Consider the following 26,792-nt stretch of genomic DNA (forward strand, 5'->3'; position numbering starts at 1 on the left):
TGTATGTACAATACAAATGTCTTGTGATATACTTATGGAGTGTTTCGAGATATTATGAGACAGGAGTATTCGGTTATGAAAATTAAAAAAACAAATGCAGCACGCATATTGGATAATCTGAAAATACCTTATGATATAAAAACCTATGAGGTGGATTTGGACGATCTCAGTGCGATTCATGTTGCAGCCTCCACAGGGATGGATGTAAAAATGGTGTTTAAGACTTTGGTTTGTCGTGGTGACAAAACCGGTGTACTTATGGCCTGCATACCTGGGGATGGTGAACTGGATTTTAAAGCCCTAGCAAAGGCTTCAGGCAATAAAAGCGTCGAAATGGTTGCCCTGAAGGATGTGCTGGGGCTTACTGGTTATATACGGGGGGGCTGTTCTCCCCTTGGCGCCAAGAAGAATTATCCGGTATTTCTTGATGAATCATCGGGGAATTGGGATACTATCGCCATAAGTGCCGGAATACGCGGCCAACAGCTGCTGTTATCTCCAAGCGATTTGGTGAAGGCTGTAAATGCCACTGTGGTAAAGGTTATTCGATGACCTCCTTCTAAAGAGAGAAAGTATTAAAATATAGGAGTGAAGTGAGTTATGAAATATATCAGTACAAGAGGAAATCAGCAGAATTTGACCTCAGCAGAGGCTATTATTAAGGGGTTGGCTGATGATGGCGGTCTTTTTGTACCGGACAGCATGCCCCATGTGGATATGGCGTTTATTGAAGGCTTGCAGCGTCTTTCCTATCAGGAACGTGCTGTAAAGGTCCTCAGCCTATTTTTGACTGACTATACCCAGGAGGAAATTGAGGGCTGTGTGAGCCGTGCCTATGGTAATGGTAAATTCGATGATGCTGCTATTGCTCCTGTTAATTTTTTAAAGGATGTTTCTGTGCTGGAGCTTTGGCATGGACCGACATCTGCCTTTAAGGATATGGCCCTGCAGCTGTTGCCTCAGCTGTTGTCCACAGCCTTGAAGAAAACTGGTGAAAAGAATGAAGTGCTTATTCTTGTGGCTACCTCCGGTGATACTGGCAAAGCTGCACTGGAAGGCTTTAAGGATGTGGAGCAGACCAAGATTATGGTTTTCTATCCTGATAATGGTGTCAGCCGTATTCAGCGTTTGCAGATGGTTACCCAGCAGGGCAGTAATGTGAATGTTACTGCTGTAAAGGGCAATTTCGATGATGCCCAGAGCGGTGTAAAGGCTATTTTCAGCGACAGTAAATTCAATGCCCAGCTCAATGGAAAGGGGATTTCCCTTTCTTCAGCAAACTCCATAAACTGGGGGCGCCTGGTACCTCAGATCGTATATTACTTCAGCGCTTATGCTGATATGCTTAATAAGGGCTGCATTAAGGCCGGGGATAAGATTAGCTTTGTGGTACCAACTGGCAATTTTGGCGATATTTTGGCAGGCTATTATGCTATGTCCATGGGCCTTCCTGTAAAGAAGCTCATTTGCGCTTCCAATACCAATAATGTGCTTACGGACTTCCTCAACACCGGAGTTTATGACAGAAACCGTGATTTTTTCAAAACAGTCAGTCCTTCCATGGATATTCTCATTTCCAGCAATCTGGAGCGTCTGCTTTATCATGTTACGGGGGATGCGTCCAAGGTTGCAGGCTGGATGAAGGAATTGGCAGAAAATGGAAAATATGATGTTGGGGCAGAGGTATTGTCCAAGATAAAAGAGGTATTTAGTGCAGATTGGTCTGATGATAATTCCACAAAATGTATGATAAAAAAAGAGTACGATATGGAAAATTATATTCCGGATCCTCATACCGCTGTTGCCTGGAATGCCTTTTACAAGCTGGATGACCAGAAAAATGTTGTTATTGTTTCCACAGCCAGCCCTTATAAATTCAATGAAAGTGTGCTTACAGCCCTCGGTCAGGATATTGGTGGCAAGGATGAATTTCAGCTTCTGGATGAGTTGTCCAAGTTAAATAGTTTTGGAATACCGGCGGGATTGGCTAAGTTAAAAGTGGCTAAAATTTCCCACGAAAACACTGTGGAAAAGGCAGAAATGCCTAAAAGTGTATTACAATTTGCTGAAAATAAGAAAAAGTAATAGGAACTATAACCATATATTATCATAAAATAATACTTAACAATTTTTGACAAATTGCCTTAAAACGACTAAAATACAAAAAGGATATTCCGCTAGGCGGAATAGTGTTTATCTAATCATAAATGTCATAAATGATTTGATTTGAGTTCTGGGTCTAATGACTTAGGGGGGTAGCAAATCATTGTGACAGAATAGTAAAAGAAAGAGGTAGATAGCAAAATGGCAACACTTGACTTGACTAAGTATGGTATCACTGGTACTACTGAAATCGTTCACAATCCTTCTTACGAGGTATTGTTCGAAGAGGAAACTAAGGCTGGTCTCGAGGGCTTCGAGGTTGGTACTCAGACTGAACTCGGTGCTGTAAATGTTATGACCGGTATTTACACTGGCCGTTCCCCTAAGGATAAGTACATCGTTATGGATGAAAACTCCAAGGATAAGGTTTGGTGGACTTCTGACGAGTACAAGAACGATAACCATCCTATGTCTGAGGACGTATGGGCAACTGTTAAGGATATCGCTAAGAAAGAGCTCTGCGATAAGAAGCTGTTTGTTGTAGATGCTTTCTGCGGTGCTAATAAAGATACCCGTATGGCAGTTCGTTTCATCGTTGAGGTTGCATGGCAGGCTCACTTTGTAACCAATATGTTTATCCAGCCTACTGCTGAGGAGCTGGAGAACTTTGAGCCAGACTTCGTAGTATACAATGCTTCCAAGGCTAAGGTTACCAACTACAAGGAGCTCGGCCTCAACTCCGAGACCTGCGTAGCTTTCAACACCACTTCCAAGGAGCAGGTTATCATCAACACTTGGTACGGCGGCGAGATGAAGAAGGGTATGTTCTCCATGATGAACTACTTCCTCCCTCTGAAGGGCATTGCTTCCATGCATTGCTCCGCTAACTGCGATATGAACGGCGAAAATACTGCTATTTTCTTCGGTCTCTCCGGTACTGGTAAGACCACCCTGTCCACTGACCCTAAGCGTAAGCTCATCGGTGATGACGAGCACGGTTGGGATGACAAGGGCGTATTCAACTTCGAGGGTGGCTGCTATGCAAAGGTTATCAACCTGCATCCAGAGTCCGAGCCTGATATCTATGGTGCTATCAAGAGAAACGCTCTCCTCGAGAACGTAACTGTTGATGCTAACGGTAAGATTGACTTTGCTGATAAGAGCGTTACCGAGAACACTCGTGTATCTTATCCTATCAACCACATTAAGAACATTAAGGAAGGTTCTACTGCTCCAGCAGCTAAGAACGTTATCTTCCTCTCCGCTGATGCATTCGGCGTTCTGCCTCCAGTTTCCATCCTGACTCCAGAGCAGACTCAGTACTACTTCCTCTCTGGCTTTACTGCTAAGCTGGCAGGTACCGAGCGTGGCATCACTGAGCCAACTCCTACCTTCTCCGCTTGCTTCGGTCAGGCATTCCTCGAGCTGCACCCTACTAAGTACGGTGAGGAGCTCGTTAAGAAGATGACTGCTAACGATGCAAAGGCTTACCTCGTAAATACTGGTTGGAACGGTACTGGCAAGCGTATCACCATTAAGGATACCCGTGGTATCATCGATGCTATCCTCAATGGCGACATCAAGACTGCTCCTACCAAGAAGATTCCTATGTTCAACTTCGAGGTGCCTACTGAGCTGCCAGGTGTTGATCCTAAGATCCTCGACCCTCGTGACACCTATGCAGATGCTTCCGAGTGGGAGACCAAGGCTAAGGATTTGGCTGGCCGCTTCATTAAGAACTTCGGCAAGTACACTGGCAATGATGCTGGTAAGGCTCTTGTTGCTGCTGGTCCTCAGCTGTAATATTAGCTTCTTGCTAAAGAACAATGCTTTAAAAACTGAGAGAGTCCCTTTTGGGGGCTCTCTTTTTTTTGGCTTTATTTCATGGCAGAAAAAGGGTCATGGTAGTAGAAAATAACCTTTATTTGTTATAAAATAATACTTATATAGTAGGCGTTTTTCTTTTTCTTAATTCAGAAATTTTTGATAAAGCAGGGAGCATATACTTATGAATATTGCCATTGTTGATGATAATGCGCAAGACCGTAATGATGTCCTCACATATTGCCAAAAATATATTCAAACAAATTTTACTCTGGAAAAAAACTCTGTTCACATTACAACCTTTGACAGTGGTGAAGCGTTACTGGAGCAATATGATGCCGGTGCCTTTGACCTGGTTATTTTGGATATTTATATGTCAGGCATAACTGGTCTGGAAACTGCCAGGAAGATCCGTAATTCTGACACTGAGGTCAGTATTATATTTTTAACCTCCAGTGAGGAACATATCCTCGAGGGGTATCGGGTTTTTGCTGTAGGCTATTTCATAAAGCCGTTGGCAGAGCATCAGGAGGAATTTGCCGAGACCTTTGATTATATTTTCCCCAAATTACTGAAAAAAAGAGGTGGCATAACATTAAAGGTCAACGGAGCTCCTATAGATATTTCTTATAGTGAAATAATTTATGTTGATGTTTTCGATTCCCATAATATAAATTTTCATTTGGATAATAAGGTTTTGGTTTCAACCATGTCTTACGGTGAAATAAGTGATATTTTGCTGAAGGATGAGCGCTTTTTGGAATGTCATCATCGGATAATTCTCAATATGGACTATGTGGAGGCTATGGAAGCGGAGAGCTTTCGTATGATGGACGGTGCACAGCTGCCCATAAGCCGACGGAAACGTCAGGATGTAAAGGTGGCATATATGAACCATATAATAAATAAGTGAACAAATTAATAAGACCTTATCTGTTTTTACGCAGACAAGGTCTTTTCTATTGCTTTAATCGGTTATTTAGGTTTATCAGCGGTATCCTCTAACAGGGCTTTTTGGGCAGTAATATGATTTCTAATGCTGTCGTAGTCACCTTTTTCCAGTAAGGCGTAAATTAGGCGGTAGCTGTGACGCATATCGTGACGCAGTACGGAAAGGGCTTTTTCATTTTCCTGCATTAATTGGGTGTGTTCCTTTAAACTTTGACGCTGTCTTGTAAGTCGTTCCTTGGTTTCTTTAAGTCGTTTGTGTTGCTGTTCCTCATTTGAATTGTAATGAACGATGGAATAAATAATGAAAAAGAATAGTGGAATGGCCAGACGGGTCAATCGGTCACTTAAGTTTGGCAGGAAGGTCACCTTGGAAATAGAAATTAAACATCCAACATAGACGGAAATGGGCAAAAATGCTATATACCAGCGGAGCCTGGTGTCGGATACAAATTGCTCATCTGGCAAGAGACTGGTAAAAAGCTTTTGTCCCCAAGGATATATAAGCATAAACAGGAACATCCAGGTGGTAAGCTGTAAATGAAGTAATTCAACTGTCATCGAGGAATATATTAGTGTAAGGATAATTCCAGAAGTGGAATGGAGCATAAAGGAGTAAAGTGCCTGAATGCCCAATACAAAAAAATGCTGTGGCATACGGTGGGGAATATATATTACCGCGATAATGAAATATGGTATCATTCCAAAGAAAAAGAGCAGCTTATATGTTGCCATAGTTATCCCCAGTGAATAGGTAACAGAAAAATTAATAAGTAGGCCGAAAAAACTCCATATTAATAAATTGCGCCACAGAGCTATAGCTTCTTTTTGTTCAATAACCTGATTGAATGGCAAATAGCGTATGTAGGCTCCGGCTAACTGTATTATGGTAACCAGAAGGGCGTAGGAAAAGGCTAGCATGACTTATCATCCCTCCAATACAAGAACAGACTTACCTGATTACTATTTTGGGTAAAGGTGGCATAACCATGATATTTTTCCAAAAACATTTTTAGGGATACCATACCAATACCGTGCCCTTGTCTGGTGGCACGTGGCAGTCCTTCCTCGTCAAGATTAATAGGAGTAGAGCATGGATTGGTTATGGATATTACACATTGCTGGCCGTTATGTTGTATTTTCAGTGATATTTCTATATTCCCGTGGCCCTTATCCTGTTCCTTGATGCAGGCCTGAAGGGCATTTTCCAGCAGATTTGAAAGCAATATGCTCAAGTCATTTTCATCGGTCCTTAAATCCGTCGGCAGATTTACTTTTGGAGTAAATTTTATTCCCAGCTTTTGGGTACGGGAATTATAAATGGAGATGGCGGTGTTAATAAGTGGCGAATCGGAATATGAAAGAATGACAGCTGAGGGCAGCTTTTGTTCCTGCCTTTGGAGAAAAGCCTTTATTTCGTCACCCTTTTGGGCATCAATCATGTCAAGAAGCCTGTTATAGCTGGCAAGAAAGCTCTGACGGAACCTTTTTATCATGGTCCTGTTATTTTCCAGCATAAGACGATGCTCCACTAAGGACACCATCTCATTGGACAACTGTTGATTGTCAAGAAGAAGCAGTTCTTTCTCCTTGTATTGTCTTGCAGCGATTTGAACATAGTGATAGCAGCATAGGAAAACCAGGGGAAGATAGAATCTGGACAAGCGTTGCTCCCAAGAAGATAACAGGGTATTATCAATAGTCATAATTATGTGAGCAATAAATATTGACAACGGCAGACTGGCTATATACAGACCGATATTTTTGTCCCGAAAGAATTCCTCAAGAGGTAAAAGCCGGGAGAAAATACGTCGTTCTATAGGAAGCAGCAGAACAAACAGCAGGATATTCATTAATGTGAAGAGCAGTGTAGTCAGTATATAATGCAAATCGTTGAAAAAAATAATCAGGATAAAGCTGCTGAGGGTATACAGGAAAAAGTTCCATAATCCGGACATTCCCAGCACAAAAATATGAAGGGAAATATGACGGGGGATAGCCAGAAGAAAAATAATGAAGTAGGGTATCCACCCAAGAATGAGCAGGGCCTTATATGTAATGGTACTTAGAACATAATCGTTTAAAATGTTGTAATAGATAAAGCCGCTTAGGACTGCAAATCCAGCTACAAAATACCATAAACGCCGGATATCCTCTTTGGGCATTCCGTTCTTGAAAGCCAAAAATCTGAGATATGTGTGGGCTACCTGGAGTACAGTTATTAAAATACATATTGGGATAATAAGGTTATTCATGTCGAACCTCGTTTATATTTTTTAGTGTTTGGTTGTTTCTTCTATGACAAAAAAGTTATAGAAGAAAAGTCAAAAGGTCTAAAAAACGACCACTTTTTGCAAAAATCGACCACTTTTTGCAAAGTCGTTGAAATTGATTGAATATTTTTTTAAAATTAAAGTGTCTATTAGGGGGGGACATTCCTGCCCTTAGATTAGACAATACCATGATGGCAAATAATATTCAAGTTCAGGGAGGAAAAAGAAAATGATGAAAAAATTGCTGTTAGGGTTGGTGGCTTTAATTGCCATTTTCGCTATCGCCGGATGTGGCACGGAGAAACCAAAGGACAGTGCTGACAAAGCTGTTTTGGGCTATTCCGAAATAATGGCCTATGGTGTATCCGATAGCATGGCAGCTACTGGAATGACAAAGTCTCAGGAGGAGCAGATTCAGGAGGCAGTTATCGGTGATTTGCTGAAGGCTTTTGCTCAGTACCCACTGAATGATGAAAATGTTGAGAATATCACTGCTGCATACATCACCAAGATGAAGGCAGCTATGCAGATTAAGACCAAGATTAAGACAGATGATGCTGAGCATCCTGTAGTTGAGGTTACTGCCAATGTCCTGGACCAGGCAGGTGCTGCAAAGCTTGCTGAAACTAATGAGGATATTATTGCTCTTGGAGTTGTATTGGGCGCATTGCAGGCTAATGGCTATACTGTAGAGCAGTTCAAGCAGGATCCAGACTTCCAGAAGGCTACTCTGGAGTGCATTGAGAACTACATCAACGAGTTCCCGCTCAAGATGGGTCAGACCTATGAGTGCAAGTGCGAAATCGTAAAGGGTGACGATGGCAAGATGTATTGGGCTCCAGTTGATGTTGATGGTCTGAAGAAGTTTGTAAATGGTTTGTAATTTTGTGATCATTTAAGATACTGTCATGGTATGTAATAGGAAAAAAGTTTTTACGAATCGAGAGGAGAATATATTATGAAAAAGTTTACTATGATTTTAGCAGCTATGGTTTTTGCTTTGGGAGCACAGATGGCTAGTGCAGCTTCTTTGGATTGCAACGTAACTTCTTCAAATTACGCTTTAATGGATGAGGAAGTTGAGCTTATCGTTGATGAGCCTGTAGAGTCCGGCGATATTCTCGTTGATGAGGACGGCGGCGTTTGGGAAGTACAGTAATTAAAACTACCGTCATTGACATTCGCAAGCATTTTAATATTTAATTCAAGCACCCGCCAGTATTTTCTGGTGGGTGTTTTTATTGTATAATACTAATCAAAGTTTTTAGTGAGAAAGCGATTGTTAAGATTGAGGTGAAAAAATGAAGGTTAATATTTGGCGATGCTTTAGAAAATCGCTTATTCCGTGGGTTATTATGGTTGCTGTCATATTGACAGGACTTGGTTATGATGGCTTCTATGGACGGGCAAATGCTAATTCTAATGCCTATAATTCCAGTGATAATTGGGTTGTATATTGGTACATTTGTGGTTCTGATTTGGAAACACAGTATGGATCAGCTACAGCCGATATAGAGGAGATGCTGGATGTAAATCTTCCTCCTAATGTAAAGGTTGTTCTTCAGACCGGAGGAAGCAGTGAATGGCAAAATGATGTTATGGGGAATAATGTAATCGGTCGTTATCTTTACGATTCCAGTGGCTTGAATGAGCTTGAGCTGGTACCTGATGCTGATATGGGCGACAAGAGTACCCTTCAAAATTTTTTGCAGTTCGGCAAGGATAATTTTCCTGCGGATCACAGGGTATTTGTTTTTTGGAATCATGGTGGCGGCACCACAGGCGGTGTTTGCGTAGATGAACGAACCGGCAATACTCTTAGCTTGAATGATATACAGGATGCCTTTTCAGGAGTCTATGGAACATCTCAGGGAACGCCACCTTTTGAACTGGTGGGATTTGATGCCTGTCTGATGAGTACCTGTGATGTGGCCAATATGCTTTATGGCATATCCAGGTATATGACTGCTTCTGAGGAATTTGTGCCTGGTAATGGCTGGAATTATTCCGGTTGGATCAGGGCACTTGCCCAGAATCCTTCCATGGATGGTGCTACCTTGGGAAAGGCTATTTGTGACAGCTATATGATAGGCTGTGAGGAATACGGTACAGAGGAAACCGCTACCCTTTCCGTAGTTGATTTGTCCAAGGTTCCGGCCTTAGAATCAGCCTATGAGGCCTTTGGCGCGGAAGCCCTTAGTCATTCCAAGAATAACCCCCAGAATTTTTTCTCTGACTTTGGACGTAATGCCCAGCGGGCAGAAAACTATGGTGGTAATACCAGGGAGCAGGGCTATTCAAATATGGTTGATATCGGTGATTTGGCCTATAAATCCCAGAATATTTTGCCAAGGACAGCCCGTCAGTTAATTAACGCTGTTGATAGTGCAGTTGTTTATAAGGTCCATGGTATTTACCGTGGACAGGGAACTGGTTTATCCGGCTACTATCCTTATGATGGTGATGTGGATACCTATTCCAGATATGTTGACCAGAATGCCGCTTCTTTGGCACATAAATGTCTATATTATTATTTGCTTACTGGTGAATGGCCGGTAGAGGCGGATAAGGTTTTAGCAGGCACCAGCCTTGAAAGTGTTGCATTGCCAGTACCTCAGATAAACCCAGCCCAAAAGATTTTTAATGTATCCCAGCTGGATAATACGCCTGTTTACGTAGATAATGAGGGCGTTTCCTATATTACCTTATCAGGGCAGCAGATGGATGTGCTTTCAGCGGTTCATTGTCAGCTGGTATATATTGATGAAAAAGAAGATATCCTGTTGGCTCTTGGCAGTGATTCCAACATAATTGCTGATTGGAACAGTGGTATTTTCAAGGATAATTTCTATGGTAAATGGCCAATGCTGGATGGACATCCTGTGTATGTGGAAATCACCACTGAAGAGGATGATTATAATATTTATTCCATCCCTATAAAGTTAAATGGTGTGGAGTGTAATTTACAGGTTTCCTATTCATACAGCGACGAAAAATATCATATTCTTGGTGCCTGGAAGGGTATAGATGATAATGGAATGGGCGATCGTCACTTTATGAAGCTAAAAGCAGGTGACACCATTACTACTATTCACTATGCTATGTTGCTTTCTTCTACAGAAAATGAGTATATTCCGGTAGAGGTTGATACATTTATTATTGGCAGTAACCCTGTATTTGACGATGTTGAAACGGGGGACGGTCTGTATGGCTATTTCTTCGAGTTTGTAAGCCCTACCGGTGACAGCTCGTTTTCACAAATGGTTCAGTTTACCATTAAGGATGGGGAGATTACAACTGTAGTTTAATAAGCTCGTTATAGATTAATTAAGCTGTCAACTTGTTTAGTACATTTGCTTAAACAAGTTGGCAGTTTTTTGTGCATAGAAATATGCTATTCACGATAATTAAATTTGACAATAATAACCTAAATAGTATACTTAAAACCGTTGGATGATTAAAACTTAAATATGTTTTTTTTACAAATTTATTCGTTATGGAGAAATAAATGGAAAAAATATTAAGTGTAAAAAACATAACTACTGGTTATGATAAAAAAACAATAATAACCAATGCTTCATTTGATGTTAATCATGGTGAATTTATTGGGATTATAGGTAAAAATGGTGCCGGTAAAAGTACCTTGTTGAAATCACTTAGAGGCTTTTTACCTTTGGAAAAGGGAAGTATTACCTTATTTGGCAAGGAGCTGAAAAGCTATTCGCAACGGGAGCTGGCAGTTCAGATAGCCTACCTCCAGCAGCAGGTGGAAATGACCTTTGATTATACTGCAAGAGATATGGTTATGGCAGGGCGTTATCCATATAAGAAATGGTGGGAGCAGAGCAGCAATAGTGATACAGATATCGTAGATGCCTGTATGCAATACACCGGAGTCATTGAACTGGCCGATACACCTATCCGAGCAATGTCTGGCGGACAAAGACAGCGGGTTTACCTCGCCAAGGTTTTGGCACAACAGACCCATGTATTGTTTTTGGATGAACCTGCATCGGGACTTGATCTATTTTATCAGGAGGAGATATTCCGTTTTTGTCAGGAAATGTGTAAATATGGCAAGACCGTTATCATGGTGGTTCATGAGCTGAATTTGGCGGCTCGCTATTGTTCCCGGCTTATGCTGTTAAAAGCAGGTAGTATTATTGCTGATGGGAATCCAGGGGATGTACTTACTGACGGGCTGCTTACAGAGGCCTATGAGGTGGATATACGTTCATTAACCAATAAGGAAACTGGTCATGTGGATATTTTTACGGTTCCTGCTCCTGATAATGGCAGAAAAAAAGAGCTCATTAAAACGATAATTGGTGACAAGCATAATCACGGAAAGGCGGTAACGTATGAATAATTATCATCACAAGCTCGTATCCGTTATTTTGTTTGTGTCCCTTTTGCTGGTAATCTGTACATCCCTATCTGCTGGGCAATATGATCTGAGCTTTATGCAGGTAGTGGCGTGGTTTTTTCATAAAATGGGGATTCCGCTTCTTGAAAATATTAATGTAACGGAGCAGCAGGAGGCTGTATTGATGTTTATCCGTTCTCCACGAACTGTAGTTGGCCTTTTGGTAGGTGCCGGACTGGCTGCCTCCGGGGCAGTGCTTCAGGGCTTGTTTAGTAATCCTTTGGCTGATCCTGGTATTATCGGTGTGTCCAGTGGTGCCACCTTTGGGGCCGTTATCGCAATAATTATTGGAATCAATAGCACCAGTTTGATAGGACTGCCATTGTCTGCTTTTATTGGTGCTGTAATTGCAGTGTCCCTTACCATAGGTCTTGCCACAAGACATGGGCGTATACCGGTATTGACACTGCTTTTGGCTGGTGTGGTGGTTGGAATGCTATTTAGCGCATTGACAGCCGCAATGCTGACTATAATGGATGATCACAAGGTTCAGCAGTACCTGTTCTGGACAATTGGCAGCCTTGATTACCGTCGCTGGGAGCATGTACTTATGGGGGTTATACCTATAAGTCTTGGAATAGTGATTATGATGCTTATGGCAAGACACCTTAACATTCTTGCTTTAGGCGAGGCAGAGGCCAAGGCAGTGGGTATGAACGTTACTAAATTCAGGCTCATTTTGCTTGCTGTGGCCACCATGACTACGGCCAGCTCTGTATGTATTACAGGCAGTATTGGGTTCGTGGGCTTGATTATTCCTCACATGATGCGTATGCTGGTGGGACCAAACCACCGTCATCTGTTGCCGGCAAGTATGGTGGGGGGCGCAGTATTTTTGGTATTTTGTGATGCTGTGGGCAGAATGCTGCTTCCAAATAGTGAAATCAATGTGGGAATTATGACAGCTATTTTGGGGACACCATATTTTCTTTATCTGTTGAGAAAGAATATGGATATACGATAATTTAAAATGCGTAAAAGCTATTTTAGTTAATACATATTATTTTTAGTAATTATAATTGACAATTATAACAAAAGGTGTATACTTTAAATCGTTGAATTATTTTAATCAAAATTTAATAAAATAAAAACAGGTGCCGTGAGGCTTAATAGAGAAGCTGGTCAAGTCCAGCACGGTCCCGCCACTGTAAGAGGAGCAAAGCTATAGGTTCGCCACTGGAGACATCTGGGAAGGCGTAGTGGAGCAATGAATCAAGTCAGGAGAACTGCCTGTTTATAAATCACCGTTTTGACCTGCGAGCGACAGGAAGGGGATTTTAGGTTATTCTGCCTTAATCTTGCTTTTCTGCCATTATGGTATGAAAAGCTATTTTTTTGTGCGTTTTAAAACGGTTCGGATTATTTCTGACCGTTTTTTTATTTGTTATTTGTCGTTGTTCGCCAAGGAGAAACAGGGGAGTTATTACATGGAAAAAGCGTTAAACACAAAATGTATTCTGCTATTGCTAATTGCACTGATGTCAATGGTTATGACTGGTTGCGGTAATAATAGCGGGTCTAAAAGTGGAGAGTATGAAGTTACTGATATTCAAGGAACAGTAATTCACTTTAAGGAAAAGCCTTCGAGAATTGTCACTATGACTATCGGTACTGACAATATTGTGTTGGGCTTAGTTAAACCGGAACGAATGATTGCCTGCAATACGAATCTTGACGATCCTGCCAGTTCCAATGTAGTGGAGCTGGCCAAGCAGATTCCTAATAAGGTAAGACATCCAAAACTGGAGGAAATCATCGCTTTGCAGCCAGATTTGGTAATAGCAGCTGACTGGGGAAACCTTGATTATGTTCAGTCCCTTCGGGATATGGGCATTAATGTGGTGGTAGTAAAGGGCTCCAAGAATCTTGAGGATATTAAAGAAAATATTCGTCTTATAGCTGCTTCTCTGGGCGAAGGTGAAAAGGGAGAAAAACTAATTGCTCTCATGGAGGAGCGATTAAATACCCTTAAAGCAAAGATAGATGCACAGGTCCCTGCTGACCAACGCAAGCGGGTTGCCTTGATATCCGTAGTGCAGAATTATGGTGGCAAGGACTGCATTTACGATGATGAATGTAAGTGGGCTGGTGTTATAAATGGCCTTTCTGAGGCAGGGTTAAACCGTGGGGTGAAGCTCACCAAGGAAATGCTTTTAAAAATAGACCCGGATATTATTTTGCTGCCAAGCTATTCCGCTCACGGCTCCTTTGATATTCAGGCATACAAAGACCAGTACCTGAAAGATCCGTCGTTACAGCAGATGAAGGCCATAAGGGAAGGCGGTATCCGAGAGCCTAGAGATGCCTACATTTATTCGTCATCTCAGGACTTCTGTTTTGGCGCACAGGAGATAGCATATTCTGCCTATGGGGATGCTTTTAAATTAGAGGATCAACAGCATCTTTCGGTGGCGGAGTAAGCTCTGGGATAGTTTTATGGGCATAAGTTAATGGGGATGTTATCAAGGCTGAAAATGCTTTGCTAATAATATATTTTACGAGGAGAATGGAAAATGAAGGAAAAGAAGTATTTGAGTGCAGCCATTGCCTTGGCAATTATGGCAGCTGGCTCAAGCGTATTTGCAGCGGATGTGGCAGATTTCGGCGATGAGGATGTTGTGGTAACTGCAACCCGTACTGAAAAGAAGGATGTGGATGTTGCCGCAGCTACTGAGGTAGTGACTGCCGAAAAGATTAAGGAAATGGGTGCGGCATCCGCTATGGATGTACTGAAGAAGATTAATGGTATTCAGTATGATGGGCTTAGTGCTGCAAATGCCAATCAGGGTACTATGACTAATGATGTTATTATCCGTGGCTACAAGGATGGTACCTTGGTAATGATTAATGGTACTCCAATGGAATATCGTGGCAAGTATGATTTAGGTTCAATCGATGCCCGTAACATCGAGCGTATTGAAGTAATCAAGGGTAACGGCTCTGTTCTTTACGGCTCTGATGCAATCGGTGGAGTAGTAAATATCATTCTCAAGAAGGGCGTCGATAATAATTCTGTTACCGTTGGCGTTGGCAACCGTGATGGCTATAACTATGGTTTAAATGTAGGTACTGATAAGTGGCGTATCGGTTACTATAAAACTATGTTGGGTAAAAGCTATGATGTAAGCACTCCTGCTATTTCTCAGAAGGCAGAATTAAAATATTATTCGCGTGATTTATCCAAAGAAAACCTGAATATTTCTGCTTCCCTTGGTGACAAAGTTGATGTTTACTATAGCTTCTCTGAGAATATGAGCTATCATGACCGCTATATCACAGATACACTTCCTGGCTACAATAAAGCCGCCAAGGTTGGAGACAGATACCAGTATAGAAGATATGATACCCAGAATCATAATATGCAGGCTGTATTCCATGATAATGATTGGAAGGTATCCTTATTCAATAATCTTAACTTTATTGAGTCCAAGGGTGAGACCCCAGGACTTACTTATGCAAAGACCAAATACCATACTCGCGAAAAAAATAATTCCTATGGTTTGGATGCTCAGAAGAAATGGACTCTTTCTGATGCTACCAGATTGACTGCTGGTTTAAGTGGTATGCGTGAAAGCTGGCATCAGTATTTGTTAAATGGTGGTGGGACCTCACCTGTATATGCACGAAATGTTTGGGCCGTCTTTGCTCAAGTTGACCACGATTTTGATGCCAAAAATAATGTAACCTTTGGTGCCCGTGAGACTTGGACCAGCGGCGCTTATAGAAATCAGAATTTCAATAACTTCAGTTTGTCCGGTTCTTGGTTACACAAGATGGATGAGGAAAACAATATCTATCTTTCTATTGCCCAGTCATTTAAGATGCCTACTTATGCTGAAATGAACAGAAGTGATGATTTTGCTATTCCTAATCCTGATTTAAAGCCAGCCAAGGGTATTAACTATGAATTGGGTTGGAAGCAGAATCATGGCAATCATACCTGGAAGGCTGCCTTATTCCACTTAGATGTTAGAGATAATATTACTGCTTCTTGGGATGCGACGGATCCATTAAATAAGCATTATCAGTATACCAATGTTGATTTCCGCAATACTGGTATCGAACTTTCCTGCAAGGTTGACGCCAGCGACAAGTGGAGTTATAACTATGGTATTACCTGGCAGCATCCACAGAGTAAGAGCGATAACGCCAAGAAGCTTCAGATGAGAAATCAGTGGGAAAATGTATATGGTCGTCTCCAGTTAGATGGTGGTGTTACATATAAGATAAATAAGTTTAAGACTAATTTCAATTTTACCTATATGTGCTCCCGTTATCAGTCCCAGTCTGGACCAAATGAACCAGTTAAGCCATATTTCTTAACTACATGGAACTTTATTTATGCTCCAGATAAGAATAATGAGTTTAATCTTAATATCGAGAATGTACTTAATCGTCGGGATCGTACATCAAATTCTTCATCTGATTACTTCTGCCTGCCAACAACCTTCATGATGAACTACACCTATAAGTTCTAAAATATCAAGAGACAGCCGCGAGGTTGTCTCTTTTTTTGAAAAATTTACTCATAAAAACGTAGTTTTTTCATTTCATTGAAAAAACTATCAAAAATGAAAAGTTTTTTCATTCTATTGAAAAAAGATATTACAAAGGATACTATTCATTTAATACTATTGCGAAGTACACAAAAAAACGGGGTTGTTATGTGCCAATAGGCGCAAAACAATCCCGTCGTTTTTAGAACACTATATTAAAATGGGGGGTAGAAATAACTGAATGCTTGCCGTATAATTAGCTTGTATATTAAAGGCAAATAGCTAAAGCAGTTCCTACTACCAAAGCTGCAAAAGTACCAATGCGCATCTCATGAATCTTCAGACGATAGCTGAGGTCACTTTCTTTTGCAGAATGGAAAGCCTCACCCTCCAAGAAACTATAGTGATGGGTATTAACGTTCATCAATAAACGCTCCATGTTGGAAAGTCTTACTGCTGCTTTCATAGCTGATTCCTCCTTTTGAAATCTTATTACTTCTTTATTGTGACTATAGTATATATTGTAAAAACAGAGTTTTCTGCCTTTTTTACGACAAAAAATGTTCTCTATGCGACAGAAATGAGCGGTTTTTTATGATTAAGAAGATGACTACGATTCGCCTGGTGGCGGATAAAGAAAAAGAGCAGATGCATGATAATCCACTTTTCCCGTGTAGTATTTACCTTATTGAATGGAATAAAGGTGGTATTCAGTCAATACCATGGCATTGGCATCGGGAATTGGAATTTATGTATGTTGCATCTGGCAGTGCTATGGTAGAATATGCTGGTAAGAGGGCAATTGTAGAGGCAGGAAATGGATTTTTTTGTAATTCCCGCGTATTGCACAGGTATTCACTGGACGGGGAACGGTGTCAGTTATACTGCATGGTTTTTGACGAGAAGTTTATAAGTGGCGGTGTAGCAAATGTTATTTTCAAAAAATATGTACAGCCGATTGTCACTGATGAAATGTTTTCCGGGAAATACCTGCATACCAATATAAAGCGGGAGCGCGATGTTATAACTAGTATAAGGAAAGCATTTATAGCCGCCCAAAAGGAAATATTCGGGTTTGAGTTGGATTTGCGATATTATATTGGAAGAGCCCTGGTCATATTAAGTGACCATCCAACAGCTTCAAGAATCGGTTATACCACGCCTCAGATGGAGCGTATAAAAATCATGGTTGATTATATTCATGGTCATTTCGGTGAGCCCATAACCGTTGAGGAACTGGCGTCCCAGGCGGGAATAAGTGAGCGGGAGGCCCAACGTTGTTTTCAGTCTATATTTAATATGTCACCGCGGCAATATATACAAAATTACCGGTTACAGGTGGCTGAAGAAATGCTTTTGGAGTCCAATGAATCAATTCTATCCATTGGCATGTCCTGCGGATATTACAATCCAAGTCATTTCAGCAAGGCATTTCGCCTGTATCGGGGCTGCAGTCCCCATGCTTTTAGACAGCAGAATAGTTAGATGATTAAGTAAGGTTAAGGAGAAAGTTAAGATGATTGTAGAAATAATAAGTGTAGGTACGGAGCTTCTTTTAGGTAATATAGTAAATACCAATGCCCAGTTTATTTCCAAGGAGCTGGCCAAGCTGGGGATGGAATGTTATTATCAGACAGTCGTGGGTGATAATCCTGAGCGTATAAAAAGTGCTTTGGACGTGGCCTTTTCACGGGGGGATATGGTAATTCTTACCGGTGGACTTGGGCCAACCAAGGATGACCTTACCAAGGAAATGCTGATGAGCTATTTCCACAAGGAGGTAGTTCTTGACGATAGGGCCTGGGAGATGATGAAAAGTCGCATGATAAAGCTGGGCTTTACCGAGTTTAGTGATAGCCAGAAAAAGCAGGCATACGTTCCAAAGGATTCTATTATTATGTACAATCATAACGGCACTGCTCCAGGGTGTATCATGGAAAATGATGGAAAATATTGTATGCTGTTCCCGGGACCACCTAAGGAAATGCAGCCCATGTTCAAGGAATATGGTGTTCCTTACCTGCAAAAATTCAGTGATAAAGTATTTGTATCAATGAATATAAAGATGATGAGCCGTCAGGAGGTTTCAGTGACCATAGTCGGTGAGGGGCCATGTGCTGAGCGTTTAGGTGATTTATGCGATAATGAAAATCCAACAGTTGCCACATACGCCAAGGAGGATGGCTGTCTTATCCGCATAACGGCCGCTGCCAATAATCGGGATGAAGGATTGAAGATGATTGAGCCTATCCTTGAACAGTGTAAGGCAGCCCTGGGTGAGAAATATATTAAGGATATTTTTGAGGAAAAGTAACAATTACGTTGGAAAAAGTTTACATTTTTTCATATTTTGTGTTGACATGGATATATGAAATGACTATAATATCAATTGTTGCGTAAAGCAAATGACTCACTAGCTCAACTGGTAGAGCATCTGACTCTTAATCAGCAGGTTCGGGGTTCGAGTCCCCGGTGGGTCACCATTGATAACTATTACAGGCTGTTTTCGGCCTGTTTCTATGACTCACTAGCTCAACTGGTAGAGCATCTGACTCTTAATCAGCAGGTTCGGGGTTCGAGTCCCCGGTGGGTCACCATTATGAATCATTACAGGTTGGATGTTGTTCCAACCTGTTTTTAGTATATGAGAAAGGTGATTGTATGAAGATTCTTATTACTAATGATGATGGTGTTATGTCCCCTGGAATTGAGGCTTTGGTTAAGCACTTGTACAAGGAGCATGAGGTCGTTGTGGCTGCCCCTGCAAGTCAGCAAAGTGCCAAGGCTCATGCCATTACCGTTGGACAGCGCATTTATGTGGATGAATATAAGCCACTGATGGAGGCCTATGGTATTAAGGCCTATGGTATTGGTGGAACTCCGGCGGACAGCGTTAAGCTGTATTTGGAAGGAATTCTACAGAATAAAGAGGAGGACTTCCCGGAGCTGGTTATCTCAGGAATTAATGATGGCTCCAATCTTGGGACTGACCTGATTTATTCAGGAACTGTGGGTGCTGCCAAGGAGGGCTTTATCCATAATATCCGCTCCATTGCAGTATCCCTCAATTATAATCCTGTTATGACCTTTGATGAGGTGGCTCGGGAGCTGGTAACGAAGCTGCCGGATATTTTGAATATGGAAAGGGATGAGAAGGAATATCTTCTCAATATTAATTTTCCGGTTCAGCTGGCCAAGGATTTCAAGTGGCTGTGGGCATATCAGGGCATCAGAAATTATGAAAATGCCTACATTCCACGGACTGATGCAGATGGCCGAATCTATTATGTTGTGGAAGGCAATATTGTGGACGAAGGAAACAGCCCAATTTCTGATGTGGTTCTTTGTAACCAGGGGAATGTAACAGTCACCCCAATTCGCCTTAAGGTGGCGGATCACAAATACCTTTCAGATGTGGCTGGAAAGGAATTGTAAATTCTTTTTCGTTTAGCATAGAAAAAAATGAATAAATGCGTTATAATTAAGTGTCATGGATCTCATCCTAAGTATGTGGTCCCATACCTTGTTGGGGAAGTTTTTAGCGTTTGAAAAATTAGGAGGCGTATTATGGAATCTAAAATTAAAGACATTAAGTTAGCACCTTCTGGTCATGATAAAATTAACTGGGTAAAGAACTTTATGCCTGTTATGAAGGCTGTAAATGATGAATATTCTGTTTCCAAGCCATTTGCCGGCAAGCGTATGGTTATGACCATGCATTTGGAAGCAAAGACTGCATATCTTGCACTTGTACTGAAAAATGCCGGTGCTGAGGTTATTGCAACTGCATCCAATCCATTATCCACTCAGGATGATGTTTGTGCTGCTTTGGTTGAGGAAGGCGTAACTGTATTGGCTCATCACGGCTGCACCATGGAGGAATACGACAAGTATATTGATATGGCACTGGACACTGAGCCTGATATCATTATGGATGATGGTGGCGATTTGATTTATCGTCTCCATAATGACCGCCGTGAGCTGCTGCCAAAGATTATTGGTGGTTCCGAGGAAACCACCACAGGCGTTCTTCGTGACAAGGCACTGGAAGCTGCCGGTAAGCTGGAGTTCCCTATGATGGCTGCCAACGATGCTTATTGCAAGTATCTCTTTGATAATCGTTATGGTACTGGCCAGTCCACCTGGGAAGGTATCATGCGTGCTACTAACCTTGTAATTTCCGGCAAGACCGTTGTTATCGCCGGTTATGGCTGGTGTGGCAAGGGTGGCGCTATGCGTGCCAAGGGGCTTGGTGCCAATGTTATCATTACTGAGGTTGATCCTGTAAAGGCTATTGAGGCTGTATTTGATGGCTTCCGCGTAATGCCTATGGATGAGGCTGCCAAGATTGGTGATATTTTCCTTACCCTCACTGGTGATAAGGACGTTATTCGTGAGCGTCATTTTGCTTCCATGAAGAATGGTGCTGTAATGTGTAATTCCGGTCACTTTGATGTAGAGATTAATATTCCTGAGCTGCAAGCTATGACTGAGTCCCGCAAGCAGGTTAAGGAAGGTATTGAGGAATTTAAGTTTGCTGATGGTAAGAAGCTGTATCTCCTTGGTGAGGGCCGTCTTGTAAACTTGGCTTGTGGTGATGGTCATCCAGCTGAGATTATGGACCTTTCCTGGGGCGTTCAGTTCTTCTCAGCCCTGTATATTCTTGAAAATCATGAGAAGCTGGAGAATAAGGTATATGTTCTGCCAGAGGAAATCGACCAGAAGATTGCCAAGATCAAGCTGGCTGCTATGGGCATAGAGATTGATGAGCTTACTCCTGAGCAGTATGCTTATCTCCATCAGTGCTAATAAAAAGCGCAATTTAAAATAATTAATAGGCTTCTAATTTTTTAGGAGCCTATTTTTACTATAATTGATAATTGATAATTGAAAGGACGGTGCCTTTTATGAGGATTTTTATTTTTACATTATTGTGTATGTTATTTATTTATAAGTGCCCTGGCACAGCTGATGCTGCTATGCCAAAGGAATCTCCTTTTTGGCAGGAGAAGCTTAATGTATATAGTGAAATACCTTGTGTAAAGCAGGTTATTTTCGTTCAATACAAAGGTAATAGCAAGGCTGATGTTAAGCTGTATGAGAAAGATGATAATCAAAAATGGACTAAGGTATTACAGTGTGATGGTTTTGTAGGGGAAAAGGGTTTAGGCAAAACCAGGGAGGGAGATAGGAAAACTCCAAAGGGGGATTTCGGTATTTTTACCGCCGGTGGTATCGAGCCTAATCCTGGCACCAAGGCGGACTACCTTCTGTTTGACGAGCATATTTTTTGTGCCGATGGACCTTATTATAATAAGCTGATTGATGACCGTGAGATACCTAAGCAGGTATTGGAAAAGCTGGATTTGGACCCTATGAACAATGGAGCACCACAATTTAATTACAGTCTATTTTTAACCTATAATCGGGATTGTGTACCTGGTCGTGGCTCGTATATATTTATCCATTGCAAGGGTGAATATGATTATACTCTTGGCTGCATCACCGTAAGTGAAGAAAACATGATAAAAATTTTGCAGCACGTTGACAATAATGTACGTGTTTGCATATATCCTGCATAAAGAGGCAATTTCATGGATGAGTTTGATTTATTGGAAGCTGAATTAAGAGGTATGGTGGGTAATCACTATACTCAGGTTCCAGGGTTGGGAGCTGTCCTTATAAAGGATGGCAGGCCAGTATTTAGTTTTTGCGGGGGATATGCCGCTTTTGGCAAAGATCAAAAGCTGTTTAAGGCAGATTCTCTTTTTCGCATAGCCTCTGTGTCCAAGCAATTTACTGTTTACGCAATTATGCAGCTGGTGGAAGCTGAAGCTATAAGTCTTGATGATGATATCAGCGATTATTTGGGATTTCCCCTGCGCCATCCTGATTTTCCGGACGTGAAGATTACGGTGAGAATGTTGGCCAATCACACCTCTGGAATCAGGGATGGTGTAGTTTACTGTATTCCTCCCGGGTATTCTTTGAGGGCGTTTTTTGTTCCTGAGGGTAAATTTTATGAGGATGGGGCCCATTTTTCTCCCGCAAATGAACCTGTGGGGGAGTTTTTCTGCTATTGCAACCTTAATTATGGTATTTTGGGCACCATTATTGAGGCGGTGACCGGTGAACGGTTTGACCTTTATATGTCTGAACACGTTTTGCAGGAGCTGGATATTATTGGCGGCTATTTGCCGGGGAATTTATCTGCCACGGAATTTGCCAGTCTGGGAACCCTTTATCAGAAAAAGGATATTGGTGGAAAATGGCGTGATGATATGCCATGGCGGCCTGTTATGGATTTCTATAATGGCATTAAGCCTGCCAGGGACACGGTTACTATGCAAAATCCCTATGCAATAAATGACGACCCAAGGGTGTATTCGCTGGATAATTATGTTCCTGGTACTAATGCAACCTTATTTGCACCTCAGGGAGGACTTCGTATTTCCCTGGAGGGTATGTTCAATGCTTTGCTAATGCTTATGGACAAAGGAAACTTCAGGGATAAGCAGTTTTTATCTGAGACTTCTGTTAATGAAATGACAAAGGCTCAGTGGAGCTATGATGGCAGTAATGGTGATACTGCTGATGATACGCTTCTTTCCTATGGCTTGGGGCTATATCAAATAAGGGGAGATTCTTCTGCCAGAGTATGTCAGCAGCAGGATATTTTTCTCATTGGTCACTCAGGTCAGGCCTTTGGCCTTTATTCCGGTATTTTTTATGTACCGGGAACCAAGAATGGTTTTGTGTATATTATGAATGGTGAGGGCATGGCCGAGGAGGATGAACGAAGCCATGGTGAGTTCAGCAATAACCTTATTTGGGAAGAAAAGGTTATGGACGCTCTTTGCCATTATCTGTAAGTAACATTTTGTGGAGGAAGCCAAAGTGCTTAATTATTTAGGTAAACGAATATTAAATTCAATAGTTGTGCTATGGATTGTTATGACGGTAACATTTTTCCTGATGCACGCCATACCTGGTGGTCCTTTTACTGCTGAAAAGAATTTACCGCCAGCTGTATTAGCAAATATTGAGGCCCGTTACAAATTAAATGACCCATTGTCCACTCAGTATATGGATTATATTGAAAATATCCTCCATGGAGATTTGGGACCATCCTTTAAGTACGTGGGCCGTTCCGTCAATGATATTATCGCCGAAAGCTTTCCTGTATCCTGCGAATTGGGTATGGAGGCCATTATACTGTCCCTATGTCTGGGCATACCGGCTGGTGTATTGGCGGCCTTTCGGCGCAATCAGTGGCATGACCGTACCATTAATTTTTTTACCACCTTGGGAATAGCGGTACCTGGCTTTGTTTTGGCTGCCTTATTGGTAGAAATTTTCGCTATGAAGCTGGGGATATTGCCGGCGGCCATGTGGAATGATTGGACTAATCGCATTTTGCCCACACTAGCTCTGGCAGCCATGCCTATGGCCTTTATCACCCGACTGACCAGGTCAAGTATGCTGGATGTTTTGGGACAGGATTATATAAAAACTGCTAAAGCCAAAGGACTTAGCACCAGCTATATCCTGTTTAAGCATGCCCTGCCTAACGCCCTTATTCCTGTAGTAACCTACGTTGGTCCCATGGTGGCCAGTATTTTGACTGGCAGCTTTGTTATTGAAACCATTTTTGCTATTCCGGGTCTGGGCAGTTATTTTGTAACCAGTATTTATAACCGGGATTACACGGTTATTTTAGGTGTTACTGTATTCTACAGTGCCATTATTATTCTTATGAATATGCTGGTTGATATTATTTATCCAATTTTGGACCCACGAATTAATATAGGCGATAGGGAGGATTAAGCATGAATACACAATATGATTTTTCTCCCCTTGACCGTTCAGTTTATATACAGACCTCGGAGGAGGAACAAAAGAGCTCTGTTGGCTATTGGCAGGATGCCTGGGCTCGCCTAAAAAAGGATAAGGCTGCTATGCTTGGGATGGGATTTATCCTTTTAATGATGCTGTCTGCCATTATTATTCCAATGGTATCCAACATTTCCTATGCGGATCAGGACTTATCCCAAACCAATTTGCCTCCATCTATGGAGCATTTCTTCGGTACTGATAATCTGGGCCGTGATATGTTTATTCGTGTCCTGTACGGTGCCAGAATTTCCTTGTCCATTGGTGTGGTGGCCAGTCTGATTAATTTGTTTATCGGGGTAATTTACGGAGGCATTTCTGGCTTTATAGGTGGCAGAACTGACCGTATTATGATGAATATTGTGGATATTCTCTACAGTGTTCCTACCCTTTTGTACGTTATTTTGCTCATGGTGGTTTTTAAGCCAGGGCTTTTGAATATTTATATTGCCCTGGGTATCAGCTATTGGCTGCAAATGGCCCGTATTGTTCGCGGTGAGGTATTGAAAATTAAGGAGCAGGAATTCGTATTGGCCTCCAGCAGTATGGGAGCCAGCTCCCGCCGGATTTTATTCAAGCATTTAATTCCTAATGCGGTGGGAGTAATCATTGTTTCTCTGAGCTTATCCATTCCTGATGCCATTTTTACCGAGGCATTTTTGAGCTTCATTGGTCTTGGTGTTTCCGCTCCTATGGCCAGCTGGGGCGTATTGTGCTCCGATGGCATTAATACCATGCGGGCATTCCCATTTCAGCTCTTTTTCCCAGCCGTGGCCATCAGCTTGACCATGCTGGCCTTCAACTTCTTTAGTGATGGCCTGCGGGATGCCCTGGACCCTAAAATGCGCCGTTAAGATAGGAGGAGCTGCTAGATATGATTTTAGAAATTAAAGATTTATCCGTTGGCTTCCATACCTATCGGGGAGATATTAATGCCGTTCGCGGCGTAAGCCTGAATGTGGACGAAGGTGAAATCGTGGGCATTGTAGGGGAATCCGGCTGTGGTAAAAGTGTAACTGCCCATGCCGTAATGGGACTCCTGCCTCAGGAGAACTCCTTTATAAAAGACGGAAGCATTAAACTTTTAAATCAGGATATTACTAATCTTTCCGACAAGGAAATGACCAATTATCGCGGTACCTCCATGGCTATGATTTTTCAGGACCCCATGACTTCCTTGAACCCGGTATTGACCATTGGCCAGCAAATGACAGAAGGCATCATCAAGGCCCAAGGTATTAGTCAAAAGGAAGCCTATGATACAGCAGTGGCCCTCTTGAAGCGGGTTGGCATACCTAAGGTGGAAGAGCGGATGAAGGCTTATCCCCACGAATTTAGTGGTGGTATGCGTCAGCGGGTAATGATAGCTATGGCCTTAATTTGTAAGCCTAAGCTGTTATTTGCCGATGAGCCTACCACCGCATTGGATGTTACTATTCAGGCCCAGATTTTAGCCCTATTGGATGAACTGCGCCGGGAAATGAATATGTCCATTGTTTTGGTATCCCACGATTTGGGGGTTATTGCCCGCATTTGTGATAGGGTAAATGTAATGTATGCTGGCCGCATTGTGGAGTCCGGTCCCGTAGGTGAAATATTCCATAACCCACAGCATCCGTATACCAGGGGGCTTTTAAACTCCCTGCCACGGGTGGATAAGGTGGATGATACTGAGCTGCCTGTTATTGAGGGTAATCCTCCTGATTTACTTTATGATATTAAGGGTTGCAGCTTTGCCCTTAGATGTGGTGATGCCATGAAGATTTGTGCTGCTTGTCGCCCGGATTACGAAAATATGGGTAAGGAGCATTTTGTGGAATGTTGGCTTCCATCCCGTGACAGAGAGGAGGGGCACGATGAATAATACAAAAATTCCTAATAACAAGCCCTTGCTTTCAGTTAAAAATTTAAAGAAGCTCTTCGTTACCAAAAAGAATTTTTGGGGCCGTCCTGCAGAATATGCTTATTCATTAAATGGTATTTCCTTTGATATTGAACCAGGGGAAACCCTTGGCTTGGTGGGAGAATCCGGCTGTGGCAAGACCACTGCCGGTAGAACCATTATGGGAATATATAAACCAACTGAGGGTGAGGTCTACCTTAAAGGGGAAAAATTAGACTTAACCAATGGACCCGAAAAGCGGATTCAGATGATTTTTCAGGACCCTTATGCCTGTCTGAATCCCCGAATGACCGTAGGAGAAATTATTGCTGAGCCTTTGGAAATAAATCATGTATATGATAACGATAAGGCTAAACAGAAACGGGTCTATGAATTGCTGGAATTAGTTGGTCTAAGCAGGGAGCAGGCCAACCGTTTTCCCCATGAATTCAGTGGTGGACAGCGGCAGCGTATAGGTATTGCCCGGGCTTTGGCTGTAAATCCTGATATTATTATTTGCGATGAACCGATTTCCGCCTTGGACGTATCCATTCAGGCCCAGGTGGTTAATCTTATGAGAAGATTACAAAAGGAATTGGGACTGACCTATCTTTTCATTGCCCATGATTTGGCCATGGTAAAATATATCAGTGACAGGGTGGCTGTTATGTATATGGGAGCTATTATGGAGCTGGCCGACGCCGATTCATTGTATTCCAACCCAATGCATCCATATACCAAGTCACTGTTGGCGGCGATACCAGTTCCAGACCCTGATGTTCAGCAGGATATTTCCCTGATAAAGGGTGAGGTTGGTACATATAACGGTGAAGGGTGTCCCTTTGCACCACGCTGTGAACAGGCAACGGATAAGTGTCGCAGTGAAAAGCCAGTGATGAAAGAAATACATGGGCATAGGGTAGCCTGTCATACATATTAAAAGTAAA

At 42.0% G+C, this 26,792-nt stretch carries 24 protein-coding genes, 2 tRNA genes and 1 riboswitch; of the genes, 23 read left to right on the forward strand and 3 right to left on the reverse strand.

Annotation, left to right across the window (positions count from 1 at the left end; genetic code table 11):
• Positions 1–75 precede the first annotated feature (75 nt).
• The 4 genes from ybaK (at position 76) to ACKI5G_RS01420 (ending at position 4,840) form a co-directional block, all read left to right on the forward strand.
• The gene (gene ybaK, locus ACKI5G_RS01405) at positions 76–552 is read left to right on the forward strand and encodes a Cys-tRNA(Pro) deacylase (RefSeq protein ID WP_407396934.1); all 477 of its coding nucleotides are present in this window, start codon (positions 76–78) and stop codon (positions 550–552) included.
• A gap of 48 nt (positions 553–600) precedes the next feature.
• Positions 601–2,085: a threonine synthase gene (thrC, locus tag ACKI5G_RS01410; RefSeq protein ID WP_407396936.1), complete on the forward strand. Its 1,485-nt coding sequence runs from the start codon at positions 601–603 to the stop codon at positions 2,083–2,085.
• 219 nt (positions 2,086–2,304) lie between these two features.
• Positions 2,305–3,906, forward strand: coding sequence for a phosphoenolpyruvate carboxykinase (ATP) (gene pckA / locus ACKI5G_RS01415; RefSeq protein ID WP_407396938.1), 1,602 nt, complete (start codon positions 2,305–2,307; stop codon positions 3,904–3,906).
• A gap of 205 nt (positions 3,907–4,111) precedes the next feature.
• The gene (locus tag ACKI5G_RS01420) at positions 4,112–4,840 is read left to right on the forward strand and encodes a LytR/AlgR family response regulator transcription factor (protein WP_407396940.1); all 729 of its coding nucleotides are present in this window, start codon (positions 4,112–4,114) and stop codon (positions 4,838–4,840) included.
• Positions 4,841–4,902: 62 nt separating this feature from the next.
• Here the strand turns inward: ACKI5G_RS01420 and ACKI5G_RS01425 are convergent, their stop codons facing one another.
• Positions 4,903–5,610, reverse strand: coding sequence for a hypothetical protein (locus tag ACKI5G_RS01425; RefSeq protein WP_407396942.1), 708 nt, complete (start codon positions 5,608–5,610; stop codon positions 4,903–4,905).
• Positions 5,611–5,789: 179 nt separating this feature from the next.
• A complete protein-coding gene (locus ACKI5G_RS01430) occupies positions 5,790–7,130 on the reverse strand; it encodes a GHKL domain-containing protein (RefSeq protein ID WP_407396944.1) in 1,341 nt (446 codons plus the stop codon).
• A 247-nt stretch (positions 7,131–7,377) separates the two neighbouring features.
• Between ACKI5G_RS01430 and ACKI5G_RS01435 the strand changes: the two genes are divergently transcribed.
• The 7 genes from ACKI5G_RS01435 (at position 7,378) to ACKI5G_RS01465 (ending at position 16,052) form a co-directional block, all read left to right on the forward strand.
• Positions 7,378–8,031 (forward strand): lipoprotein, encoded by a 654-nt coding sequence (locus ACKI5G_RS01435; RefSeq protein ID WP_407396946.1) that lies wholly within the window; start codon positions 7,378–7,380, stop codon positions 8,029–8,031.
• A 75-nt stretch (positions 8,032–8,106) separates the two neighbouring features.
• The gene (locus ACKI5G_RS01440; RefSeq protein WP_407396948.1) at positions 8,107–8,307 is read left to right on the forward strand and encodes a hypothetical protein; all 201 of its coding nucleotides are present in this window, start codon (positions 8,107–8,109) and stop codon (positions 8,305–8,307) included.
• A gap of 142 nt (positions 8,308–8,449) precedes the next feature.
• Complete coding sequence (locus tag ACKI5G_RS01445; RefSeq protein WP_407396950.1) at positions 8,450–10,456, forward strand: clostripain-related cysteine peptidase; 2,007 nt, start codon at positions 8,450–8,452, stop codon at positions 10,454–10,456.
• A 200-nt stretch (positions 10,457–10,656) separates the two neighbouring features.
• Entirely contained in the window at positions 10,657–11,517 is an 861-nt protein-coding gene (locus tag ACKI5G_RS01450) for an ABC transporter ATP-binding protein (RefSeq protein WP_407396952.1), read from the forward strand.
• On the forward strand, positions 11,510–12,538 hold the full coding sequence (locus ACKI5G_RS01455) for a FecCD family ABC transporter permease (RefSeq protein ID WP_407396954.1): 1,029 nt from the start codon (positions 11,510–11,512) through the stop codon (positions 12,536–12,538). The genes ACKI5G_RS01450 and ACKI5G_RS01455 overlap by 8 nt, the downstream gene beginning before the upstream one ends.
• Before the next feature lie 111 nt (positions 12,539–12,649).
• Positions 12,650–12,823, forward strand: a riboswitch (cobalamin riboswitch).
• 178 nt (positions 12,824–13,001) lie between these two features.
• The gene (locus tag ACKI5G_RS01460) at positions 13,002–13,994 is read left to right on the forward strand and encodes an ABC transporter substrate-binding protein (RefSeq protein ID WP_407396956.1); all 993 of its coding nucleotides are present in this window, start codon (positions 13,002–13,004) and stop codon (positions 13,992–13,994) included.
• Positions 13,995–14,087: 93 nt separating this feature from the next.
• Complete coding sequence (locus tag ACKI5G_RS01465; RefSeq protein WP_407396958.1) at positions 14,088–16,052, forward strand: TonB-dependent receptor plug domain-containing protein; 1,965 nt, start codon at positions 14,088–14,090, stop codon at positions 16,050–16,052.
• Positions 16,053–16,338: 286 nt separating this feature from the next.
• On the opposite strand, the gene ACKI5G_RS01470 is transcribed toward ACKI5G_RS01465, so the two are convergent.
• Positions 16,339–16,536 (reverse strand): hypothetical protein, encoded by a 198-nt coding sequence (locus ACKI5G_RS01470; RefSeq protein WP_407396960.1) that lies wholly within the window; start codon positions 16,534–16,536, stop codon positions 16,339–16,341.
• Positions 16,537–16,664: 128 nt separating this feature from the next.
• On the opposite strand from ACKI5G_RS01470, the gene ACKI5G_RS01475 reads away from it, so the two are divergent.
• The 12 genes from ACKI5G_RS01475 (at position 16,665) to ACKI5G_RS01530 (ending at position 26,785) form a co-directional block, all read left to right on the forward strand.
• On the forward strand, positions 16,665–17,555 hold the full coding sequence (locus ACKI5G_RS01475; protein WP_407396962.1) for a helix-turn-helix domain-containing protein: 891 nt from the start codon (positions 16,665–16,667) through the stop codon (positions 17,553–17,555).
• Positions 17,556–17,586: 31 nt separating this feature from the next.
• A complete protein-coding gene (locus ACKI5G_RS01480) occupies positions 17,587–18,384 on the forward strand; it encodes a molybdopterin-binding protein (protein ID WP_407396964.1) in 798 nt (265 codons plus the stop codon).
• A 93-nt stretch (positions 18,385–18,477) separates the two neighbouring features.
• A tRNA-Lys gene (locus ACKI5G_RS01485) sits at positions 18,478–18,553 on the forward strand.
• A 38-nt stretch (positions 18,554–18,591) separates the two neighbouring features.
• Positions 18,592–18,667, forward strand: a tRNA-Lys gene (locus tag ACKI5G_RS01490).
• 64 nt (positions 18,668–18,731) lie between these two features.
• The gene (gene surE / locus ACKI5G_RS01495) at positions 18,732–19,505 is read left to right on the forward strand and encodes a 5'/3'-nucleotidase SurE (protein WP_407396966.1); all 774 of its coding nucleotides are present in this window, start codon (positions 18,732–18,734) and stop codon (positions 19,503–19,505) included.
• Positions 19,506–19,637: 132 nt separating this feature from the next.
• Positions 19,638–20,879 (forward strand): adenosylhomocysteinase, encoded by a 1,242-nt coding sequence (locus ACKI5G_RS01500; protein WP_080325745.1) that lies wholly within the window; start codon positions 19,638–19,640, stop codon positions 20,877–20,879.
• Positions 20,880–20,977: 98 nt separating this feature from the next.
• Positions 20,978–21,652, forward strand: coding sequence for a L,D-transpeptidase family protein (locus ACKI5G_RS01505; protein WP_407396968.1), 675 nt, complete (start codon positions 20,978–20,980; stop codon positions 21,650–21,652).
• Between the two features lie 12 nt (positions 21,653–21,664).
• On the forward strand, positions 21,665–22,942 hold the full coding sequence (locus ACKI5G_RS01510) for a serine hydrolase domain-containing protein (RefSeq protein WP_407396970.1): 1,278 nt from the start codon (positions 21,665–21,667) through the stop codon (positions 22,940–22,942).
• Between the two features lie 25 nt (positions 22,943–22,967).
• On the forward strand, positions 22,968–23,897 hold the full coding sequence (locus tag ACKI5G_RS01515) for an ABC transporter permease (protein WP_407396972.1): 930 nt from the start codon (positions 22,968–22,970) through the stop codon (positions 23,895–23,897).
• A gap of 2 nt (positions 23,898–23,899) precedes the next feature.
• Complete coding sequence (locus ACKI5G_RS01520; protein ID WP_407396974.1) at positions 23,900–24,817, forward strand: ABC transporter permease; 918 nt, start codon at positions 23,900–23,902, stop codon at positions 24,815–24,817.
• A 20-nt stretch (positions 24,818–24,837) separates the two neighbouring features.
• Entirely contained in the window at positions 24,838–25,827 is a 990-nt protein-coding gene (locus ACKI5G_RS01525; protein ID WP_407396976.1) for an ABC transporter ATP-binding protein, read from the forward strand.
• The gene (locus ACKI5G_RS01530) at positions 25,820–26,785 is read left to right on the forward strand and encodes an ABC transporter ATP-binding protein (protein WP_407396978.1); all 966 of its coding nucleotides are present in this window, start codon (positions 25,820–25,822) and stop codon (positions 26,783–26,785) included. The genes ACKI5G_RS01525 and ACKI5G_RS01530 overlap by 8 nt, the downstream gene beginning before the upstream one ends.
• The last annotated feature ends 7 nt before the right edge of the window (positions 26,786–26,792 follow it).

This window comes from Anaerovibrio sp. (assembly GCF_045637405.1).
GTDB lineage: Bacteria > Bacillota > Negativicutes > Selenomonadales > Selenomonadaceae > Anaerovibrio.

Bases quoted from the DNA above. Each gene is read 5' to 3' on its own strand.
- ACKI5G_RS01505 (WP_407396968.1), top strand. From the start codon at position 20,978: ATGAGGATTTTTATTTTTACATTATTGTGTATGTTATTTATTTATAAG.
- ACKI5G_RS01525 (WP_407396976.1), top strand. From the start codon at position 24,838: ATGATTTTAGAAATTAAAGATTTATCCGTTGGCTTCCATACCTATCGG.
- ACKI5G_RS01480 (WP_407396964.1), top strand. From the start codon at position 17,587: ATGATTGTAGAAATAATAAGTGTAGGTACGGAGCTTCTTTTAGGTAAT.
- ACKI5G_RS01420 (WP_407396940.1), top strand. From the start codon at position 4,112: ATGAATATTGCCATTGTTGATGATAATGCGCAAGACCGTAATGATGTC.
- ACKI5G_RS01465 (WP_407396958.1), top strand. From the start codon at position 14,088: ATGAAGGAAAAGAAGTATTTGAGTGCAGCCATTGCCTTGGCAATTATG.
- ACKI5G_RS01435 (WP_407396946.1), top strand. From the start codon at position 7,378: ATGATGAAAAAATTGCTGTTAGGGTTGGTGGCTTTAATTGCCATTTTC.
- ACKI5G_RS01520 (WP_407396974.1), top strand. From the start codon at position 23,900: ATGAATACACAATATGATTTTTCTCCCCTTGACCGTTCAGTTTATATA.
- pckA (WP_407396938.1), top strand. From the start codon at position 2,305: ATGGCAACACTTGACTTGACTAAGTATGGTATCACTGGTACTACTGAA.
- thrC (WP_407396936.1), top strand. From the start codon at position 601: ATGAAATATATCAGTACAAGAGGAAATCAGCAGAATTTGACCTCAGCA.
- ACKI5G_RS01470 (WP_407396960.1), bottom strand. From the start codon at position 16,536: ATGAAAGCAGCAGTAAGACTTTCCAACATGGAGCGTTTATTGATGAAC.
- ACKI5G_RS01445 (WP_407396950.1), top strand. From the start codon at position 8,450: ATGAAGGTTAATATTTGGCGATGCTTTAGAAAATCGCTTATTCCGTGG.
- ACKI5G_RS01475 (WP_407396962.1), top strand. From the start codon at position 16,665: ATGATTAAGAAGATGACTACGATTCGCCTGGTGGCGGATAAAGAAAAA.
- ybaK (WP_407396934.1), top strand. From the start codon at position 76: ATGAAAATTAAAAAAACAAATGCAGCACGCATATTGGATAATCTGAAA.
- ACKI5G_RS01430 (WP_407396944.1), bottom strand. From the start codon at position 7,130: ATGAATAACCTTATTATCCCAATATGTATTTTAATAACTGTACTCCAG.
- ACKI5G_RS01530 (WP_407396978.1), top strand. From the start codon at position 25,820: ATGAATAATACAAAAATTCCTAATAACAAGCCCTTGCTTTCAGTTAAA.
- ACKI5G_RS01460 (WP_407396956.1), top strand. From the start codon at position 13,002: ATGGAAAAAGCGTTAAACACAAAATGTATTCTGCTATTGCTAATTGCA.
- ACKI5G_RS01510 (WP_407396970.1), top strand. From the start codon at position 21,665: ATGGATGAGTTTGATTTATTGGAAGCTGAATTAAGAGGTATGGTGGGT.
- ACKI5G_RS01500 (WP_080325745.1), top strand. From the start codon at position 19,638: ATGGAATCTAAAATTAAAGACATTAAGTTAGCACCTTCTGGTCATGAT.
- ACKI5G_RS01425 (WP_407396942.1), bottom strand. From the start codon at position 5,610: ATGGCAACATATAAGCTGCTCTTTTTCTTTGGAATGATACCATATTTC.
- ACKI5G_RS01450 (WP_407396952.1), top strand. From the start codon at position 10,657: ATGGAAAAAATATTAAGTGTAAAAAACATAACTACTGGTTATGATAAA.
- ACKI5G_RS01455 (WP_407396954.1), top strand. From the start codon at position 11,510: ATGAATAATTATCATCACAAGCTCGTATCCGTTATTTTGTTTGTGTCC.
- surE (WP_407396966.1), top strand. From the start codon at position 18,732: ATGAAGATTCTTATTACTAATGATGATGGTGTTATGTCCCCTGGAATT.
- ACKI5G_RS01440 (WP_407396948.1), top strand. From the start codon at position 8,107: ATGAAAAAGTTTACTATGATTTTAGCAGCTATGGTTTTTGCTTTGGGA.